Source organism: Corynebacterium glutamicum ATCC 13032 (assembly GCF_000011325.1).
Classification (GTDB): domain Bacteria; phylum Actinomycetota; class Actinomycetes; order Mycobacteriales; family Mycobacteriaceae; genus Corynebacterium; species Corynebacterium glutamicum.
In genome coordinates this window covers 782,628-802,481 of record NC_003450.3, presented here as the reverse complement: position 1 = coordinate 802,481, position 19,854 = coordinate 782,628, and the positions used below count along the sequence as shown (strand labels likewise).

At 55.8% G+C, this 19,854-nt stretch carries 19 protein-coding genes; 4 read left to right on the top strand and 15 right to left on the bottom strand.

Features of this window, described 5'->3' with window-relative positions; translation table 11 throughout:
* Positions 1 to 2: 2 nt before the first annotated feature.
* Positions 3 to 1,295, top strand: a complete 1,293-nt coding sequence (gene aroA / locus CGL_RS03805) for a 3-phosphoshikimate 1-carboxyvinyltransferase (protein ID WP_011013873.1) — start codon at positions 3 to 5, stop codon at positions 1,293 to 1,295.
* Complete coding sequence (rsgA, locus tag CGL_RS03800; protein ID WP_370684771.1) at positions 1,270 to 2,277, top strand: ribosome small subunit-dependent GTPase A; 1,008 nt, start codon at positions 1,270 to 1,272, stop codon at positions 2,275 to 2,277. The genes aroA and rsgA overlap by 26 nt, the downstream gene beginning before the upstream one ends.
* A 1-nt stretch (position 2,278) precedes the next feature.
* Here rsgA and CGL_RS03795 read toward each other — a convergent pair whose 3' ends face one another.
* Entirely contained in the window at positions 2,279 to 2,785 is a 507-nt protein-coding gene (locus tag CGL_RS03795; protein WP_003858173.1) for a DUF6912 family protein, read from the bottom strand.
* A gap of 2 nt (positions 2,786 to 2,787) precedes the next feature.
* Positions 2,788 to 3,198: an HAD-IA family hydrolase gene (locus tag CGL_RS03790; RefSeq protein WP_003863558.1), complete on the bottom strand. Its 411-nt coding sequence runs from the start codon at positions 3,196 to 3,198 to the stop codon at positions 2,788 to 2,790.
* A 116-nt stretch (positions 3,199 to 3,314) separates the two neighbouring features.
* Between CGL_RS03790 and CGL_RS03785 the strand changes: the two genes are divergently transcribed.
* Complete coding sequence (locus CGL_RS03785; RefSeq protein WP_003858177.1) at positions 3,315 to 3,698, top strand: Rv3235 family protein; 384 nt, start codon at positions 3,315 to 3,317, stop codon at positions 3,696 to 3,698.
* Here the strand turns inward: CGL_RS03785 and secA are convergent.
* The 9 genes from secA to CGL_RS03740 form a co-directional block, all read right to left on the bottom strand.
* Positions 3,695 to 6,232: a preprotein translocase subunit SecA gene (secA, locus tag CGL_RS03780; protein WP_011013871.1), complete on the bottom strand. Its 2,538-nt coding sequence runs from the start codon at positions 6,230 to 6,232 to the stop codon at positions 3,695 to 3,697. The genes CGL_RS03785 and secA overlap by 4 nt on opposite strands.
* Positions 6,233 to 6,368: 136 nt before the next feature.
* Positions 6,369 to 7,034 carry a ribosome hibernation-promoting factor, HPF/YfiA family gene (hpf, locus tag CGL_RS03775; protein ID WP_003858182.1) on the bottom strand — a complete coding sequence of 222 codons (666 nt, stop codon included), beginning with the start codon at positions 7,032 to 7,034 and terminating at the stop codon, positions 6,369 to 6,371.
* Between the two features lie 143 nt (positions 7,035 to 7,177).
* Complete coding sequence (locus CGL_RS03770) at positions 7,178 to 7,672, bottom strand: ComF family protein (protein WP_227747753.1); 495 nt, start codon at positions 7,670 to 7,672, stop codon at positions 7,178 to 7,180.
* 95 nt (positions 7,673 to 7,767) lie between these two features.
* Positions 7,768 to 9,474, bottom strand: a complete 1,707-nt coding sequence (gene lpqB, locus CGL_RS03765) for an MtrAB system accessory lipoprotein LpqB (RefSeq protein ID WP_011013869.1) — start codon at positions 9,472 to 9,474, stop codon at positions 7,768 to 7,770.
* Positions 9,471 to 11,006: a two-component system sensor histidine kinase MtrB gene (mtrB, locus tag CGL_RS03760; RefSeq protein WP_179300924.1), complete on the bottom strand. Its 1,536-nt coding sequence runs from the start codon at positions 11,004 to 11,006 to the stop codon at positions 9,471 to 9,473. The genes lpqB and mtrB overlap by 4 nt, the downstream gene beginning before the upstream one ends.
* Before the next feature lie 63 nt (positions 11,007 to 11,069).
* Positions 11,070 to 11,750 (bottom strand): two-component system response regulator MtrA, encoded by a 681-nt coding sequence (gene mtrA, locus CGL_RS03755; protein WP_011013867.1) that lies wholly within the window; start codon positions 11,748 to 11,750, stop codon positions 11,070 to 11,072.
* A 24-nt stretch (positions 11,751 to 11,774) separates the two neighbouring features.
* Positions 11,775 to 12,386: a dTMP kinase gene (locus CGL_RS03750; RefSeq protein ID WP_003858194.1), complete on the bottom strand. Its 612-nt coding sequence runs from the start codon at positions 12,384 to 12,386 to the stop codon at positions 11,775 to 11,777.
* The gene (gene ahcY / locus CGL_RS03745; protein ID WP_003858195.1) at positions 12,386 to 13,822 is read right to left on the bottom strand and encodes an adenosylhomocysteinase; all 1,437 of its coding nucleotides are present in this window, start codon (positions 13,820 to 13,822) and stop codon (positions 12,386 to 12,388) included. Before ahcY ends, CGL_RS03750 begins: the two co-directional genes overlap by 1 nt.
* A gap of 110 nt (positions 13,823 to 13,932) precedes the next feature.
* A complete protein-coding gene (locus tag CGL_RS03740) occupies positions 13,933 to 14,286 on the bottom strand; it encodes a hypothetical protein (protein WP_003858196.1) in 354 nt (117 codons plus the stop codon).
* Between the two features lie 243 nt (positions 14,287 to 14,529).
* On the opposite strand from CGL_RS03740, the gene CGL_RS03735 reads away from it, so the two are divergent.
* Entirely contained in the window at positions 14,530 to 15,315 is a 786-nt protein-coding gene (locus CGL_RS03735) for a hypothetical protein (protein ID WP_011013866.1), read from the top strand.
* Between the two features lie 339 nt (positions 15,316 to 15,654).
* Here CGL_RS03735 and manA read toward each other — a convergent pair whose 3' ends face one another.
* From manA to CGL_RS03710, 4 genes are all read right to left on the bottom strand, one after another.
* The gene (manA, locus tag CGL_RS03725; RefSeq protein WP_011013865.1) at positions 15,655 to 16,839 is read right to left on the bottom strand and encodes a mannose-6-phosphate isomerase, class I; all 1,185 of its coding nucleotides are present in this window, start codon (positions 16,837 to 16,839) and stop codon (positions 15,655 to 15,657) included.
* Positions 16,840 to 17,847: a hypothetical protein gene (locus CGL_RS03720; protein WP_003863573.1), complete on the bottom strand. Its 1,008-nt coding sequence runs from the start codon at positions 17,845 to 17,847 to the stop codon at positions 16,840 to 16,842.
* A 74-nt stretch (positions 17,848 to 17,921) separates the two neighbouring features.
* Positions 17,922 to 19,298 carry a phosphomannomutase/phosphoglucomutase gene (locus CGL_RS03715; RefSeq protein ID WP_003863574.1) on the bottom strand — a complete coding sequence of 459 codons (1,377 nt, stop codon included), beginning with the start codon at positions 19,296 to 19,298 and terminating at the stop codon, positions 17,922 to 17,924.
* Between the two features lie 79 nt (positions 19,299 to 19,377).
* Positions 19,378 to 19,770 carry a DUF3499 domain-containing protein gene (locus CGL_RS03710; protein ID WP_003863575.1) on the bottom strand — a complete coding sequence of 131 codons (393 nt, stop codon included), beginning with the start codon at positions 19,768 to 19,770 and terminating at the stop codon, positions 19,378 to 19,380.
* Between the last annotated feature and the right edge of the window lie 84 nt (positions 19,771 to 19,854).

Here is a 19,854-nt window from a genome sequence, read left to right as displayed (position 1 = left end):
TTATGGTCTTTGTGTCTGATTCGTCTATCTCTTTGCCCATTTGGGATGCTCCGCGCGCTCGCGGCCCCATAGTCTCGGACCTGGCTATCCCTGGTTCCAAGTCGATCACCAACCGCGCCCTCATCTTGGCTGCGCTCGCATCAACTCCATCCACCATCATTGATGTCCTTCGTAGTCGTGATACCGATCTCATGACTGATGGTCTACGCAGCCTCGGAATCACCATTACTGAAGAGGCAGTCGATCGCTACCGCGTTGAGCCCGGACAGTTGTCTGCTGGCTCCGTTGAGTGTGGTCTTGCTGGTACGGTCATGCGCTTTTTGCCTCCTGTTGCTGCTTTCGCTGATGGTCCTGTTCATTTTGATGGCGATCCTCAAGCTCGTGTTCGTCCGATGACCAGCATTTTGGATGCGCTGCGTTCGCTTGGTGTGGAGGTAGACAACAACAATCTGCCTTTCACTGTTAATGCTGGTGAGGTCCCTGAGGGTGGCGTGGTTGAGATTGATGCTTCCGGCTCATCTCAGTTTGTTTCTGGTCTTTTGCTTTCAGCGCCTCGTTTTAAAAATGGCGTCACCGTTAAGCACGTCGGTGGTCGTCTGCCGAGCATGCCGCATATTGAGATGACCGTCGATATGCTTCGTTCCGCAGGCATTGAGATCGAAGAGTCAGAAAATCAGTGGGTTGTTCATCCTGGTGAGATCTTGGGTCGGACCTGGCGCATTGAGCCGGATCTTTCTAATGCGACTCCGTTCCTAGCTGCCGCTGCGGTCACTGGTGGAACCATCAAGATTAACCACTGGCCAATCAAAACTACTCAGCCTGGCGATGCTATTCGTTCGATTCTTGAGCGCATGGGCTGCGAAGTTGAGCTGGTTGCTCAGGGTGAAGGTTACGATCTGTCGGTGACTGGTCCGGTTGCTCTCAAGGGCATTGAGATCGATATGTCCGATATCGGTGAGTTGACCCCTACCGTGGCGGCGTTGGCTGCGTTGGCGTCGACAGAGTCTCGTTTGACCGGTATTGCTCATCTTCGTGGCCATGAGACGGATCGTTTGGCTGCGTTGACTGCGGAGATCAACAAACTTGGTGGAAAGTGCACTGAGCTTAAGGATGGTCTGTTGATTGAGCCTGCGTCGCTGCACGGTGGTGTGTGGCATTCATATGCTGATCACCGTATGGCTACTGCTGGTGCGATCATTGGCCTCGCGGTTGATGGCGTTCAGGTTGAAGACATTAAGACCACTTCCAAAACTTTCCCTGGTTTTGAAAATGTTTGGGAGGAGATGGTTGGCTAGACGCAGCTATGACGAATCCGATGTTCGTGTTCGCCCAGGTAAAGGTACCCGCCCTCGTACGAAGGATCGGCCATCGCATGAGAATGCTCTAGTGGGCATGGTTGTGACGAAGGATCGTGGTCGTTGGGGTGTTGTTCTCGATGGTCGTCAAGATGCCATTGTGACGATGCGTGCCCGTGAGTTGGGGCGTACGGCTATCGAAGTGGGTGATCGTGTCGGAGTTGTCGGCGATACGTCTGGCCGTCCGGGCTCGTTGGCTCGAATTGTCCGCCTTGAGGAGCGCACGAGTGTGTTGCGTCGTACGGCTGATGACACGGACCCGTTTGAGCGGATTGTGGTGGCTAATGCGGATCAGTTGTTGATTGTTTCTGCTGTCGCCGATCCGCCGCCTCGGGCGGGTTTTGTGGAGCGTGCTCTAATTGCTGCGTTTGTTGGTAATTTGCAGCCGGTGTTGTGTTTGACGAAGTCTGATTTGGCGGATCCTGCGGAGTTCGCTGCGGAGTTTGAGGCTTTGGAAGTGCCGGTTGTTGTTTGTGGTGTTGATGATCCTCTTGATCCTGTTTTGGAGGTCGTGGAGGGCCATATTACGGCGCTTATTGGGCATTCTGGTGTGGGTAAGTCGACGTTGGTGAATCGTTTGGTGCCGGATGCCGATCGTGAGACTGGTGTCGTGTCGGGGGTTGGCAAGGGTCGGCATACGTCGACGCAGTCGGTCGCTCTTGCCATTGATAATGGTTGGATTATCGATACGCCGGGTATTCGTTCGTTTGGTTTGGCGCATGTTGATGCGGACACTGTGGTTGGTGTGTTCGACGATTTGGCTTTAGCGGCGGAGGATTGTCCTCGTGGGTGTTCGCATTTGGGTCCTCCGGCGGATCCTGGTTGTGCGTTGGATCGCCTGGAGGGTGCGAGTGCGCGTCGTGTTGAGGCGGTGCGTGCGTTGCTCGTTGCGTTGAGGAGCAACGACGCGTGGGATATGTGATCTAGAGGAGCTCGACTAGGAAGGGGAGCTCTTCTGGGTCGTACCAGGCCATGAAGTTGTCTTGGGCGTCTCCGACGGTGAGTTCGGCGTCTTCTTCGCCGAGGTCGGATTCGTCGATGACTTCGATAGCTTTTTTGGTGTCTGCTTCGGAGGCTTCAACGTCGATGTGGATTGCTGCCACGTCGTCGAGGTTGATGTGCGCTGGGCTGAGTTTGACTACGGATTCGCCGTTTTCAGGCTGGTAGGTCACCACGGAGTCGTCAACATCTACTGAGACGACGACTCTGCGGTAGGGAAATGTTTCTTCGTCGCCGATTGCGAGGAGTCGGATGGAGGCTTCTGCGGCGTCTTGGAAGGCTGCATGTGCGATTTCTTCTTCGTCACCGTCGGTGTAGAAGTCAAGGAGTGCTGGGGTGACTGCGAAACCGTATCCGGAGCGTGCTGTGATGACGCGGGATTCATTGAGTCCGCGGAGTGTGGAAAACGTTGCTGGGATGTAGACGCGCAAGATTAGAATTCTCCTTCTAGCCCGAACAGTCCGACGATTTCGACGACTGCACGGTCAAATTGCTGGTAGTAGACGCCTACGAGTCCGGCTTCGACGGCGCCGCGCACGTTGAGGATCGAGTCGTCGACAAGCACGCAGTCACGCATGGGCAGGTCGATGGCGTCTGCGGCGGCCTGGAAAGCTGCTTCCTCTGGCTTTTCGACGCCAAGTTCTCCCGACAGCAGCACCTTATCGACTACCCCGTTTGTTTCGAGTTCCCGGATCGGCGCTGCGCCGAGCCCACCTGGATCGTTGCTGAGGATCACGGTTCCGACGCCATTTTTCTTTGCTGCGGCGAGCAGGTTGCGCCAGCGACGCTGGTCCTCATCGGTTCCGTCTAGTACTCCAGCGTAGTCAACAATTAGTCCGCGCATTATTTCCCTTTCTTTGGTTTCTTCGTGACATAATAGTCGTAGTCTGTGGTTTGATTGTCGCACAGATTGGGGTGGCTTGTTTTTTGCCTTGAGATTTTCTCTCAAGGAGATTTGTTGTGCTTGTTCCAATTCCAGGTTTCGCACATTTGTTATATCTTGTGCCCGATCCGTTGCCTCAGGCAATCCACGCACGCACCGAAGTGCCGCGCGAGGTGTCAGTGCTGGTGAGGGTCGCTTTGGATTCCGCGTTCGGCCTTCGGCCAATCGCTCACTTAACCCCGAAGCTTTTCGACGCCCCCGTCCGCGCCCACGTTTCCGCTCGCCGCAGGCTGGGGTTTACCGAGTCGGCGGATCTGTTATCTTGCCATGTCCAACTCGGAGAGAAGTCTGCGGAAGTGTGCGGGAGTATTTCTATGGGTGTTCGGAGAACGGCATATGCCGCCCGATTGGCCGAATCGGGCGGCATGTGGCGGATGCTGAATTTCAGGGTTCTGAGTTAGTCAGCGACTTCCGCGTCTTGCTTGATGAACTGCTTGCGGAGGAGGAAGAGCTGGCGGACGGTTTCTTCCTTGATGCCGTCTTTCATGCCGTTGAACATGTCGCCGCCTTCCTTTTGGTATTCGACCAGTGGGTCGCGCTGTGCCATTGCGCGCAGGCCGATGCCTTCTTTCAGGTAGTCCATTTCGTAGAGGTGTTCGCGCCATTTGGTGTCGATGACTGGCATGAGCACCATTCGTTCGATGTTGCGGATCTGTGCTTCGCCGCCGATTGCGGATACGGCTTCTTCGAGTTTTGCGTATTCGGCGTGGGCGTCGTTGACGAGTGCGGTGCGTAGATCTTCGGCGGACAGCTCCCCTGGTTTGCCGTATTCGCTGCCTTCGACGAGGTCGGTCCAGTTGATCGATGGGTCGTAGAGGGCTTCGAGGGCGTTCCAGAGTTTGTCGAGGTCCCAGTCTTCGACGTAGCCGTTGGCGGTGGCGCCGTCGACGTATGCGCTGACTGTTTCTTCGATCATGTTTTGGATGTAGCGGGAGATGTCTGCGGATTCGAGGATTTCGCGTCGCTCGCTGTAGATAACCTTGCGCTGTTCGTTCATGACTTCGTCGTACTTCAGAACGTTCTTACGCATTTCGAAGTTCTGGTTCTCCACCTGAGCTTGGGCGCCCTTGATGGAGTTGGTGACGGTTTTGGATTCGATGGGCACATCGTCTGGGACGTTGAGCCTGTTCATCATGTTTTCCATGGTTGGGCCGACGAAGCGAACCATCAGGTCGTCGCGCATAGAGAGATAGAAGCGGGTGGATCCTGGGTCGCCCTGACGTGCAGAACGACCGCGCAGCTGGTTGTCGATGCGTCGGGATTCGTGGCGTTCGGTGCCAAGGACGTAGAGTCCTCCGGCTTCGCGGACTTTGTCGCCACGTTCTTCGCATCGCTGCTTCATTGCTGGAAGTTCAGCGTCCCAGGCTTCCTGGTAGCTTTCTTCGTCTTCGAAAGGATCAAGTCCACGTTCGCGGAGTTTGATGTCGAGGAGGATTTCTGGGTTTCCGCCGAGCACGATGTCGGTTCCACGGCCCGCCATGTTGGTGGCAACGGTGACGGCGCCTGGAAGACCTGCCTGAGCAACGATCTGTGCTTCCTGCTCGTGGTGCTTCGCATTGAGGACGTTGTGCTTGATGCCTCGTTTGGTCAACAGCTGGGAGAGGTATTCGGAGCGCTCGACGGAGACGGTACCGACGAGGACTGGTTGGCCCTTTTCGGTGCGTTCTGCGATGTCGTCGACGACTGCTGCGAACTTAGCCTCTTGGGTTTTGTACACCAAGTCGGTCAAGTCTTCGCGCTGGTTTGGTCGGTTGGTTGGGATCGCGATGACGTCGAGCTTGTAGATCTGGTTGAGCTCTGCTGCTTCGGTCTCTGCGGTACCGGTCATGCCGGCGAGTTTGGTGTAGAGGCGGAAGTAGTTCTGGAGGGTAACGGTCGCCAGGGTCTGGTTCTCGTTTTTGATCTCTACGCGCTCTTTGGCTTCGATCGCCTGGTGCATGCCTTCGTTGTATCGGCGGCCGGCAAGGACACGGCCGGTGAAGCCGTCGACGATCATAACTTCGCCGTTGCGGACGATGTAGTCCTTGTCGCGGGTGAACAGTTCCTGTGCCTTGATGGCGTTGTTCAGGTAGCTGACCAGCTGTGAGTGCTCAGGTGCGTAGAGGTTGTCGATGCCGAGTTGGTCTTCGACGTATTCGACGCCTTCTTCTTTCACACCGACGGTCTTTTTACGTTCGTCGACTTCGTAGTGAACGTCCTTGGTCATGCGTGGGACGATCTGTGCGAAGACGTTGTAGAACTGCGATGTGCCGTCTACTGGTCCGGAGATAATCAGTGGGGTGCGGGCTTCGTCGATGAGGATGGAGTCTACTTCGTCGACAATGGCGTAGTTGTGTCCACGCTGCACGAGGTCGCTTAGGGAGCGTGCCATGTTGTCGCGCAGGTAGTCGAAGCCGAGTTCGTTGTTGGTGCCGTAGGTAATGTCGGCAGCGTAGGCTTCGCGGCGCTCGTCTGGGCGCATGTCAGAGAGGATTACTCCCACTTCGAGGCCTAAGTAGCGGTGCACACGGCCCATCATTTCTGCGTCACGTTTTGCTAGGTAATCATTGACGGTGACAACGTGGACGCCTTTTCCTTCAAGTGCGTTCAAATATGCTGGAAGCACGCAGGTGAGGGTTTTGCCTTCGCCGGTGCGCATTTCGGCGACGTTGCCAAAGTGCAGCGCTGCGCCACCCATGATTTGTACATGGTAGTGCTTCTGGCCGAGCACACGCCAAGCTGCTTCACGGGCTGTTGCGAACGCTTCGAGGAAGATTTCGTCGAGTCCTTCACCGCCAGCGATGCGTTCTTTGAACTCGGCTGTTTTTGCCTTGAGCTCCTCATCGGTTAGGTTGGCGAACTTATCTTCAAGCGCGATAACCTGGTCAGCGATCTTGTGAAGTCGCTTCACGGCACGGCCTTCGCCGACGCGGAGCACCTTGGACAATCCAAACACGAGCAGTCGTCCTTATAAATAGCGATACGGAAATGATAACGAACCTATATTGTACGCACTGTTCCTAAAACTACGCACGGTTCCTAAAACACAGTACCCGCTACCGTTACGGTAGCGGGTACTTAGCAACTAATTGCTATGCATCGGACAGGGAAATTAATCCATAGTCGAATGCGTGTCGGCGGTACACCACCGATGGCTGGTTGGTCTCTTCGTTGACGAAGAGGTAGAAATCGTGTCCAACCAATTCCATCTCGGATAGTGCGTCATCCACACTCATTGGGGTTGCTGGGTGTTCCTTGGTACGAACAACCTGGCCTGGCATGACGTCATCGACCTTATCTGCATAAGGATCAACATCGTATTTGCCCAGTTCATCGGCACCGCGTGCCTCTTGGGACTCGGCTACCAACTGTGCACCGACCTCACCAGTGCCTAGTGGTGCGCGGTGACCGGAGCGGGAAATGCTGCGACGTGCCTTCACTTTGCGCAGGGAGCGCTCCATCTTGGCTAGTGCAGTTTCCAGTGCCGCGTAGAAGCTGTCTTCCTTTGCTTCTGCTCGGGCGATGTGTCCCTTGCCGGTGGCGGTGATCTGAATGCGATCACTTTCGTCAGCACGACGTGGGTTTGGCTCGTGCTGTAGCTCAACGTGGAAGAAGGTCAGCGTTGGGTCGAGGCGCTCAATCTTTGCGAGTTTGGTATTTACTCGTTCTGCAAAGTGATCAGGAACCTCAACGTTTCGACCAGTGATGCTTACTTTGGTCTCGGGGCTAAGGGTGTTGTTCTCAGCAGGTGTAGTCACGTGCTACTTCTCCTCCCAATTGTGGTCACCGCATTGATGTGTGAGTGGAATTACTCGTACTACGATGACGCGATCAACTTCACTTCTTATACTACTTCTGGTCATAACCACATTGCCAATAGGGGCCCCTTTTATATCCAAGATCACGCTTGGCAATAAGTTAAAGCTCCTCTGACCTGCACACCCGCTGCGCGAAGAACGTTTGCAGATGCGGAAATAGTTGCCCCCGTTGTTACCACATCGTCGATGATCAAGACAGAACCCCGAGGTTGTCGGACTAACTCCACTCGCATATTGAGTCTTCGCTGTTGCGCAGTTTGACCGACGGAGTCTGGTGTGCGGGATGAGATTTGAAGGCAGGGAAACGTCGATAAGCGTGATGCATTGCACACCCGCTCAACCGGATCGCCGCCCCGCCGGCGTCGCGAGGTGGCGCGGGTGGGCGCCGGAACCAGCGTGATGTCGTGCTCAATTTCCCCCTGAGCCGCCAGATAGCTTATCGACGCCCCCACCACCGCGCCCACAAACGCCACAAGGTCTGCACGGCCGTGCTCCTTCAGCGCAATGAGCACGTTGCGATGCGGGCCGTCATACGGCGACAACGTCCACACCGGTAAATCTAAATCAAGCCGCGCCAATGTTGGCGGCTTCCTCCACACACGCTGGCAGTCACTGCATAACGACGCCCCCGGCGCCCCACAACCACCACATGCGCGCGGGAAGAACAGCTCCATCAGTACGCAACCACCGGCGCCGCACGCGTGCCCAGCAAACCGGGCACCTCGCGCCAAATATCATTATCGGCAGTCGGCAGCTGAAGCATCGCATGCGAATCAGTGACGTAGACCGTCGTCGCGGAACTTGCCACCGCCACCACCGGCGCGCTGAGATTCCCGCTCGGCATCGACGAAATCGCCGATCCGTCCTGCTCGACGCGCCACAGCGGCGTCTCTGGAATTGACGTGCCCACAAGCAAAATGCCGTCTGGGCGCCAGTTGATCGACAGCGCCGCCTCGCCCAAGCTCGGCGCCACCTCCGTGATATTTGTCACGCGCCGCTCGCCCGGACCAGGACGCGTTACGACGCCCACGTACACCTTGCCTTCAATGATCATGGCGGCCCGGACCCCAGTTCGTGACAGTTGGAATTCAGAGATCGGACCCGTCACATCCCTTGGCAGCACAATCTCCGCCTCCGTCTGGACGAGCTCACCGGTTGTTGCCGATCGTGCGACTCGGACAGGCGTCTCCCCATCCACCACAGCCCACAACCCACTCGACGCGTATTCAAAGGTGGGACGAGTGATCGTTTCACTCCTCAACGCATCTGAAGTCACGCCTTCCATGGAGCCAACAGTAAGCACTGCCTCGTTGTTTTCGTGGCGTACCGCTGCCACCACATTGGCGGAGGAGGAAATCGCTGCAGAATCGATATCTCCACCGCTCCAAATGCCCTGTAGTGGACTCACATTGCCGGAACTGACCCTCGACAACGATCCATCCTGCAACGCAAACAACGTGGACACCGTGTTGGTGTAAGCCTCTGGGTTGTATTCGGCGAGGTCATCGGTGGTGAGCGTTGGGAACTCCGACAGCAACGGCGCGCCGTCAGCGACCAAAGTGTAGGGGCCTGCGACATCAGCATGCGCCAACGTCCACACGGCCTGGGCGGCGAAACGCAAACGCGCATCATCATCCAAATTTCCCAAACCAGTGAACTGATACTCCCCATCATTGAACCCCACGAACGACGCATCCGTGGACAGCTGATTGACCACACCAGGAGAAATTGCCGGCGAAGGACCATTAACCAGAAGGGCCATCAGCACCGTGGACATCGACTGCGACTCATTGAACAACCAACGCCGATCCCCCACCAACACCTGGCCAGAAGGATCAAAGAAATACACATCGTGCGGAGTGTAATGGTTCCGCAGATCGTTTCTCTCTAATAAAATCCCGTCCGGCAAAGCATCGATACGCCACTCCCCATCTTCCCGACGCATCGTGATCTCAGCTTCAAACTCCGCATTCTCCGGCTGATACACGCCACCGCTGAGCAACGTTCCGACCTGCGTTCCACGGATCGCAATCGTTCGTTCCGCATTCGTCGAACCTGGCAGAGTGTTCAGATCAATGCGATCCAAAATACGAGTCGACGCAGCCGGATTCCACGTGCTGCGCGTCCCTTCCGTCAGATACGCCTTCGCCGCTTCATACTGCTGAGTCGGATACGCACCTGCGCTGAAGAAGCCGCGGATCAACAAATCCGGATCTTGATTCGGGGTCGGCCCTGCTATCTCTTGTGTGCTTTGGGACCCGGAAAATGAGCGCAGCACTTGCGGATCCGTGTTCTGCGGAAGCGTGGAACACCCAGCCACCAGAGTGGTCACAGACAGCACCGCGGTGAGGGCCTTCAGTTTCGTCGAAATTTTACTCACTGCTGCTCCCCTTCCCACGGTGTCTCTGGAGCGATCAACGGGATCGGTGCTTCACGATAATTTCCATGCGGTTCTTTAGGCAAGACCAAACGGAAAATGGAACCAACACCGATCGTTCCCGCCGCATCAAGGTTTCCTCCATGAAGCATCGCATCTTCGCGAGAAATCGCAAGACCCAGGCCGGTGCCACCAGAATGGCGGACGCGCGAAGGGTCGGCTCGCCAGAATCTGTTGAACACCAATTCGTCTTGTCCAGGTTTCAGGCCGACGCCGTGATCAATAACAACGATCGCTACTGCGTCCACGTTGTCGGCAACTTTCAACTCAACAGGCAAGCCCTTGGAGTGGTCGATCGCATTGGCTAGAAGGTTGCGAATGATTCTTTCGATGCGCCTGGAATCGCCTTGAATGTTGATCGCTTCTTCGGGCAAATTAACAAGCAATTCCACATCGAGCTCGGTGGCCAAGTGTTGTACTTGTTCCAATGCCGATCGCACTGGGATGCGGACATCGTGAAGCGCGGTGGACAGTTCGGCAACGCCGGCGTCGTGTCGGGAAATTTCCAACAGATCGCTCAGCAGCGACTCGAATCGGTCCAACTCCCTGTTCATCAGTTGGCTGGCGCGGCGCGCACCGGGTGAAAGTTCATCTTCACTATCGGCAATTAGATCAGCAGCCATGCGCACCGTTGTCAGCGGTGTGCGCAATTCGTGTGAGACATCCGATGTGAATTGTCGTTGCAGATTGCCGTATTCCTCCAATTTGGTGATCTGCGCGGACAGCGATTCGGCCATCGCGTTGAAGGACACCGCCAGGCGGGCCATCTCGTCTTCGCCTTCCACCACCATGCGTTCACGCAGTTTGCCTTGAGCGAAACGCTCCGCAATCCGGCTCGCCGAACGCACCGGCGCGGTGACCTGTTGGGTGGCTAGCCATGCGATACCGACCAGCAGCACCACCACGATCAGCAGTGCAGCTGAGAGGAGTCCTCGCATGAGAGCAAGAGAGGATTCGTCGCTTTCCATGGAGAACACCAGATACACCTGGAGGTTCGGGATGTCGCTTTCCGTGGGCGTTCCGATGATGAGCGCTTGGTAGGACGATCCGTCGCCTTGGTCGATGCTGGAGAACTGATACGAGACTTGGTTCTCAGAGACGAAGTATCGCAGACGTTCTGGGATTTGGTAACCCTCGGGAGAGACCACCAGGTCATCGTTGTTCACCAACACGACTGGATCGTAGGCGGCGTTGGTTTCTGTACCGCCGCTGGTACCCAAGCTGGAGAGCGCAGCGCGGGCAGAGTTCACTCGCGCCTGCACCGATGTTGAGGCGCCGGATGCGGTGATTTGCTCTTCGACGATGACGCGGGCGCGGTCGATTTCGGAGCTCGCAATATCGATTTTCTGATCCACCAACCGTTGGGTGAATACAGTCAGCATGCCCAGCCCCAAAAGGATCATCACGACAGCTGATGCGGTGAAGATGGAGCCGAGCACGCGAACCTGCAGTGAGGTTCGCCATTTATCTACAATGCGATGTCGAAGTCGCGTGAGCCAGGCAAGAATGAGAAACTGCCCCTTTTTTAAATGAAAAACTTAATCGTTGTGGCCAGTTTTGTAGCCAACACCGCGGACGGTGAGGACGATCTGCGGATTTTCTGGATCTTTTTCAATCTTGGCGCGCAGACGCTGAACGTGAACGTTGACCAGTCGAGTGTCGGATGCGTGGCGGTAGCCCCACACTTTGCCCAGCAATTCTTCACGGGTGAATACTTGCTGTGGTTTGCGGGCGAGTTCCAGCAGGAGGTCGAATTCGAGTGGGGTCAAGGAAATCTCAGCGCCGTTTCGTTTGACGGTGTGTGCTGGGACGTCGATGGACAGATCGCCGACTTCGATGATTTCGCTGGGCTCGTCCACGGTTGCGCGGAGGCGGGCACGGATGCGGGCGACAAGTTCTTTCGCTTTGAAAGGCTTGTTCACGTAATCGTCTGCACCGGATTCCAAACCGAGCACCACATCAACGGTGTCGGTTTTGGCGGTGAGCATGATGATGGGTACGGAGGATTCTTGGCGGATGAGGCGACAAATGTCGATGCCGTTCATGCCTGGAAGCATCAAGTCGAGCAAAATCAGATCCGGTTGTTCCCGGGAGGCGGTTTCCACGGCGAGTGCGCCGTCGGTGACAGCTACGGTGTCAAAGCCTTCTGCGCTGAGCACGATGGTGAGCATCTCGGAGATGGCGGGATCATCATCAACCACGAGAATTTTCTGTGACATGAGAATCCTTCCTGCTAATTGGGATTAGTTTATAGTACCCAGGAATTCCACGATTCTCTGCGCAACGTGGCCGGGGTCTTCATCAGGGGCAACCACGATCCACGGTGATTCCCAGTTGTCCGCCGCGAGGCGGCGATAGTGCTCGGCGGTGCGTTGCTGCAGCGCCGAATCCGATTCATAGCGGTCCCGCGCACGCGCGGAGTCAAGCGCTTCTCGACGTCTAGCCCTATCTTGCGCTACCTCCGCGGGGGTATCCAACAACACTTGAAGCGTCGGACGTGGGAGCCCAAGCCGCCCGAATTCCAGGTCGGCAACCCAGCGGGGGGCGTCGTCGTCAAGCAATCTGGCGGCGGTATAAGCCGCGTTGGAGGCGACGTATCGGTCGAGCAGCACCACGCCGGGCGCATTTAAGTCATCAATCGCGAAGTGGCGGTCGAGGGCGAAAAGCGTGGCCATGGCGTAGGCGCTGTCGGTGAGGTCGCCCATGCGGCCGTGGAGTGCTTCCGCGGCCAATTGGGCGTGAATCGAGGTTTCATAACGTGGGAATGCAAGGACTTTTGCATCAATAACCTGCGTTAATGCCGAAACCAGGGTGTTTTTGCCGGCGCCGTCGATTCCCTCAATGCTGACAATCATTAGTAGCGGTAGTGCTCCGGCTTGAATGGGCCTGCAACGTCAACGCCGATGTACTCAGCCTGCTCCTTGGTCAGTTCGGTGAGCTGACCGCCGAGAGCCTCAACGTGGATGCGTGCCACCTTTTCGTCGAGAACCTTAGGCAGACGGTAGACCTCGTTCTCGTACTGTCCTTCGTTTTGGAACAGTTCGATCTGCGCAATGGTCTGATCGGCGAAAGAGTTGGACATGACAAATGATGGGTGTCCGGTGGCGTTGCCAAGGTTCAACAGGCGACCTTCGGACAGGACGATGATGGAGCGACCGGTGGAGAAGGTGAACTCGTCGACCTGTGGCTTGATCGTGGTGCGGGTGACGTCGTCGCGGTGCAACAGGGAATGCATATCGATCTCATTATCAAAGTGACCGATGTTGCCCAGCAGAGCGTGATCCTTCATCTTGAGCATCTGCTCGAAGGAAATGATGTCCTTGTTGCCGGTCGCGGTGATCACGATGTCGGCGTCCTCGATGGCCTCATCAACGGTGACCACAGAGTAGCCATCCATCAGAGCCTGAAGAGCGTTGATTGGGTCAGCTTCGGTGACCTTGACGCGAGCGCCCTGGCCGTCGAAAGCCTCAGCGCAGCCCTTGCCGACATCGCCGTAACCGCAGACAAGCACGTTCTTGCCGCCCATGAGCATGTCAGTGGCGCGGTTGATGCCGTCGATCAGGGAGTGGCGGGTGCCGTACTTGTTATCAAACTTGGACTTGGTGACAGCGTCGTTGACGTTCATCGCTGGGAAAGGCAGCACGCCTTCTTCAGCGAAGTGGTACAGGCGGTGCACACCGGTGGTGGTTTCCTCGGTGACACCCTTAACGGCCTCAGCGATCTTGCCCCACTTGCCAGGCTCTGCAGCAAGAACCTCACGCAGCATGCCCAAGAATGCGATGTACTCATCGGAATCGTTGGCCTCTGCTGGTGGAACCAGACCAGCCTGCTCGTATTCGCGACCGCGAATAACAGCCATGGTGGCGTCACCGCCGTCGTCGAGGATCATGTTTGGCAGCTCATCGCCCCAGCTGAAGATCTGGTTGATGCACCACCAGTACTCCTCCAGTGACTCACCCTTCCACGCGAATACTGGAACACCAGCTGGCTCTTCGACGGTGCCGGAGCCGACAACGATAGCCGCTGCAGCCTCATCCTGGGTGGAGAAAATGTTGCAGGAAGCCCAACGAACCTCAGCGCCCAAAGCAGTGAGGGTCTCAATAAGCACGGCGGTCTGGACCGTCATGTGGATAGAACCAGCAATTCGGGCGCCCTTCAAAGGCTGCTCGTCTGCGAATTCCTTGCGCAACTGCATGAGACCTGGCATCTCATACTCTGCAAGACGAATCTGGTGACGTCCTGCCTCTGCTAGTGAAAGATCGGCAACCTTGAAGTCCATAACCTGTGCCATGTCCTGGCGAGCTCCTTTTAAGAAAATGAAAATTAGGAAAACTTTTTTAACGCGCACCACTCTACATGTTGGAGTGGACACCGAATTGATTGAAGCTGTTTAGTGGAGGGCTAGTTGAGGGCCTCTAAATAAGCTTCGAGGTCATATTCCACATCTGCCTCTTCCAAAACCTGCGCTGCAGCACCGCGAAGAGCTTCAGAGCCCTCACCGACGAGTTCGCGGATAAATGGGTAATTCTCCAGCACCTGGCCCGCAGAATATGGAGCGCCAAACATGATGGCCGCGATCGTCGCAGCCGCCTGACCGTTGAGGTGTTCGTCTTCAGTGGCGTTGTCCTGGTTAACCACCAGCAAACATGCGTCTTCCAACGCCTCAAGAATGTCTTGAGTATCTAATTCTGAGATCTCGTCGAGAAAATCAACGTTGACTTCCTCAGTCAAGATTGCATCGTCCCATGCACCCATGTCCCTAAAACCTTTCTAGTCCGCGTAATAAGACACGTATTAAATTCCGTTAAACATCCGGTTTATAACAATTCATCTAACGCCCACACGATTCAGACAGCACATCAACGAACTTTAAAATCGCTAATTACCTGCATATTTACTTGGCGACCTATTCAAGAAAGCCAAGACATGATAGCGTTTGTTATTGACTTGTTATTTTCCAGTTTTCAGACAACTACTGCACTTCGGAGGTGAACCACGATGAAAACAGAAACTCGACGAGCCCTCGTCTTCATCGTCGCCGGCTGTTTAGCCGCCACCGCCCTGGGTTTTATGGTCTGGCAGATGTCCAGCCCAAGCCGACCCACCTCTGATATTGCCACGTCTACTACTACGTCTACCACCCAAACCCAGGCTAGGTACGATTCCCCAGGTAATACAGAGACCAAAGAGGCGGAACCTGACCTAGAAAACCAAACTTTGGCGCCCATCAACACCGAAGATCCATATCTTCCACCGAATGCTTTTGTGCGTCCAGACAATGGCCGAAGCTCCGGTTTAACCCCTTCTGGCAGTTCTCCAACTACCACCTCTCGGGTGAGTTCTCCCTCCTCAGCAGGATCGGCAAGCCCGACTCAAATCACCTCCAGGTCAAACGAGCCTAGTGAACCTGGTGATGAGTCAACTGCTGCTACACAACCGTCGAGCCCAGACAGGCCAACCGAACCTACAAATCCGGTAGACCCAACTGGACCTTCTGAACCTACGGAACCCACCGATCCGATTGAGACAACCGATCCGATTGAGACAACCGATCCGGTAGCTCCGTCCACCCCGCCAACGAGCGATGATTCAACAAGCACTCCCCAACCAGATGAGTCTGATACGCCACCTACCGATTTCGTAGAGGAACCTACTGCTCCTCTCAATCCGGATCAGCCAGCCGGTTCAACTACTGATGCGACGCCAAACGCAACACCAAGCGCACCAGCTGACACAACATCCAATTCTGTAGCTAACTCTGTGGAACCAACTGCCACGAGCTAAACCACTTCGACCTGAATTTCACGTGCATTTAGAAGGGCGTTCAAGAGGTCGAAAAGTGGCAATGCGTGTAAGTGCCACCACAAGGTTTCTAAGCTCTTACAGGCGATTCTGAGAGGCACTAATATTTGGGTACAGATGCAAGTTTTGAGCCAGACCAAACTAGGTGACCAAAAGCCTCGAGCTTTTTAGTTTTGGCCATATAGGACGGTTGTGCAGAGGCTCCCCAACCGAATCCAGATTTTGACGGCAGCAGACACGCCCCGTCAGCCAATCCGAGCAGAAAATAGATTTACGCCCCGCCAAGTTCTGGCGGGGCGCATGATTTTAATCTAAAAAGATCTAAACCCTAGCGAGGAATACTTCTGCGTCCTCAGAACGCATCGCAATGGTTGGGTCGTTTGCTGGAACCCATGCGGCGTGACCTGCTGCTACTTCGAGGGTCTTCTCCCCTGCTTCCAAGGAAACAGTTCCGGAGGTGCACAGAACAATCATGGGACCATCGTGGTTGGCTTCTGCTTCGCCCTGAACTGCAACGCGATCGAGTTGGAATTCGTTGATTGGAACTGGGTAGTGGGTCGTTGCACCGTCTTCTTCAACGTCCACGCGAGCGTTTTCCAAAGAGTTGAAATCCAACACGCGCACAAGCTCCGGGACGTCGACGTATTTGGATGTCAGTCCACCGCGGAGCACGTTGTCGGAGTTCGCCATGATCTCTACGCCGAGGCCGCTGATGTATGCGTGAAGGTTTGCGGCGTCGAGGTAGAGGGCTTCGCCTGGGGCAAGTTTGTAGAAGTTCAACAGCAGAGCACCCAGAACGCCGACATCGCCGGGGTACTGTTCGTTGAGCTCGATGATGTGTGAGAGCACGAATGCGATGTCCTCGTCACGATCGCTTGCCTCAAGGTAGGTGTGGGCGTTGCTGATGAGGGCATCGATGAGTTCGTGTCGTTTACCGATGGGGATGGTGATCCAGGTGGTAAACAGTGCGCGGAGGGATTCTTCCTCGTTGTCGACGGTGAGCATGCTGCGGTAGCGGTCGAGGGGTTCGCAGGCGAGGGCGTCGAAAATGGTGAGGGTGTTCCGCAGTGGGCGGAAGCCTGCCATCGCGATGAATTCCGTGAGAGCAACGATCAGCTCTGGCTTGTGGTTTGGGTCGCGGTAGTTGCGGTTCGGTGCGCCGAGGTCAATTCCTGCTGAGTTTTCGCGGGCGAATCCTTCACGGGCCTGTTCCAGCGATGGGTGGGCCTGCAGTGATAGGGGTGCTCCCGCTGCGAGGATTTTGAGGAGGAATGGAAGCTCATTTTCAAACGCTTCGGCAACACGCGTGCCCAATGCTTCTTCGGGGTTCGCTGCGATGACTTCGTTGAGTGCGTTTCCACCGATGGTTGATGGTGATCCTGGGTGGGCACCGAACCAGACTTCGGCCTCTGGGCGAGACGATGGTGATTCTTCGCCTTTGAGATCAGCGATCAGTGTTCTTGAACCCCATGGGTAGGTGCGCAGTGAGCCTTCCAATAGCTCCATTTACAAGTCCTTTTCTTCAATGGAATAGGTCGTGGCTGACTGTCCGCGCACCAGCAAACGCAGTGCTTGTGTCAGCGCCCCTTTGCTAGGTCCGTCGCAGCTTTGCGCCATGGCATCGGGGATTCCGGGTTCCTCTTCGGCCCAGACAACAGCCCTAAACGGTACCACCCCGGGTTCGTCATCTATGAATGGGTCATGGAATATATCGTCGGTAATTGGCTCGGGTCCGCGGAGTTCCGGCAATGATTCCATGAGCTCGGGAAAATCCAGCACGGCTGATACCAGGCCTCGTCGGGTCCAGATTGGGGCGATAACGTTGGCAATCGCGAGTCCCACATCAGTTCGGCCGGTATGCACGATCCGTGCGTGATCTACGTATGCGCGCAGTTTTCGGCCGGGATTGACTAGTTCGTCACGTTCCGGCGATAGCGATTCCACTTCCTCATCAATGCAGTCGGCGAGGTGTTCCAAGCGGTCGGAAATAATGCTGGGGTCTGCTTCTAAAAGATCTAAAAGAGTGCTTATCGACGCCACGATGCGGGCAGGCGACAAGCCTGCGGCCGTGGGCAAGGTGGGAAGGACGAAGGTGTCCTGGGGGGATTCGTCGATAAGCGGGCCCGAACTAGGGCCAATGAGCAGCGTGGCCACGCCCCGCTGCGACGCCGTGATGAGTGCCTTGAGCGCTTTTTCATCTGCACCGTTGTCGGTGATGACAATCAGCACGTCGAGCGCACCGATGTAATGTGGCAGCGTGGAGGTAATAACCAGCGGCTGGCGCATCGGGGAATGCAAGGTTTCCACCAATCGCACACAACTGCGGTGAATCTGGCCGTCGAGCATCACCACCACGCTACGTGGCCGCAACCCCTCGAACGCACTCAACGCGCCCTGCGCCACGAGGCCACCGATCTGGCGAACCTGGGCCCCCTCCTGCGCCACATCAAAAAATCGGACGGTTTCAGGATCATAAGCAGAACCGTCATAAAAGGTATTGTCCACTTGCACCACGGGGATTGAAGTCCTTTCCTTGACTTTGACTACCAAGGATAAGGAATTCCCGTGATGCCCGCCGGAAAATGGGATTATGCGCGGATAATCCCTAGAATCTCCGCTACCAACGCATCGACTTCTTCCTTCGATGCAGCTTCAACATTGAGGCGAAGCAGCGGCTCGGTGTTGGACGCACGCACGTTGAACCACGCGGAGGTGTCCTTGAGTTCCACAGTCACGCCGTCAAGGGTGTCCACGGACTCGGTGCGATCAGCGAACGCATCGAGCACAGCCTGGGTGCGCTCTTGCTGCGCCTCTGCATTAGCCAAACGGGAGTTCAACTCGCCTGAAGCAACGTACCGGTTATACCTAGCCATCATCTCACTGAGTGGCTGGTCCTGGCTTCCCAGCGCAGCCAGCACGTGCATCGCAGCCAAAATGCCGGAGTCCGCATTGAAGAACTCAGTGAAGTAGTAGTGCGCAGAGTGCTCGCCACCAAAGGCCGCACCGGTCTCTGCCATCTTCGCCTTGATGAAGGAGTGACCCACGCGAGTACGCACCGCAGTGCCACCGTTTTCAGCAATCACCTCAGGCACAGCCTTAGAGGTAATCAGGTTGTGGATGATGGTGGAACCCGGAAGCTTCTCCAAGTAACGCTCCGCTACGATCGCACAGATCGCCGAAGGGCTGACTGGCTGGCCCTTCTCATCGACCACGAAGCAACGATCCGCATCGCCGTCGAACGCCAAACCGATATCAGATCCGGTCTCTACGGTAAACTTCTGCAAATCAACCAGGTTGGCAGGCTCCAGAGGATTGGCCTCATGGTTGGGGAAATTGCCGTCAAGCTCAAAATACAGTGGCGCAACATCAAGTGGCAGACCCTTGAATACCTCAGGGACAGTGAACCCACCCATGCCGTTTGCCGCATCCACAGCAACCTTCAACGGGCGGATGTTCTTCAGATCAACAAGCTCATTGAGGTACTCGGCATATGCGCTCAGCAAATCCTGCTCAGAAACCGAACCTGACTCACCATCAAACGCTGGAACACCCTCAACCAGATCATCAATGATGTTGGCCAAACCAGAATCCTGACCGACCGGACGAGCACCCGCACGACACAACTTGATGCCGTTGTACTCAGCGGGGTTATGCGACGCAGTAAACATCGCACCAGCACACTTCAAGGTTCCGGACGCAAAGTACAGCTCATCAGTAGAAGTCAGTCCCAAATGAACAACATCCAAACCCTGTGCAGTCACGCCATCGGCAAACGCCTTGGCCAATTCAGGGGAGGAATCACGCATGTCATGGCCAATAGCAACGGTGGTTTCACCCTCACTACGCATGAGCCGACCAAAGGCAGCGCCAGTCTCAGAAATGAAATCAGCATCAATATCGACACCAACAACACCACGGACGTCATACGCCTTAATTACAGCTGTGACAGATTCACGGGTACGCATAAATCCTCGAAGGGGTTAGGGAACAAAATAACGCTTGCAATCCTACCCCTGCCAAAGGATCCAATCCGAATAGCAAACCTTATGATTCGTCCTGATCAGGCACAACATAGAGATGACCCCTGCGGTGAACCTTCTGTTCCGCGATCCGCGCACTCCGGTTCACCGGATGGTTGCCGCCCACTTCGTCTTCAGGAACCAGACCACTCACAGTGCGTCCAGCCTCACGAACAGCCTGAGCAAGAGCCGTCAGATCCTCATCGTCATCGACTTTGATGTCGTTCACCCGCAGCATCTCCCAACCAAGGGGCGCAGTAATACGCTCGGCATGATGCTCACACAGATCCCAACTATGGGGCTCTGCTGCAGGCGCCAAAGGACCAACCACCGCAGTGGAATCCGAATATGCGTAGGTGAGGGTTGCGACGGCAGGCTTGCCACAACCAGGGCGGGAACAACGACGAAACTGACTCACGAAGCCAAAGTTTAGACCTTTGGTTTAGGTTTGGACAGTCATCATCGGCGCGCCAACCCCTTTTGGCAGCTCAACACACATAGA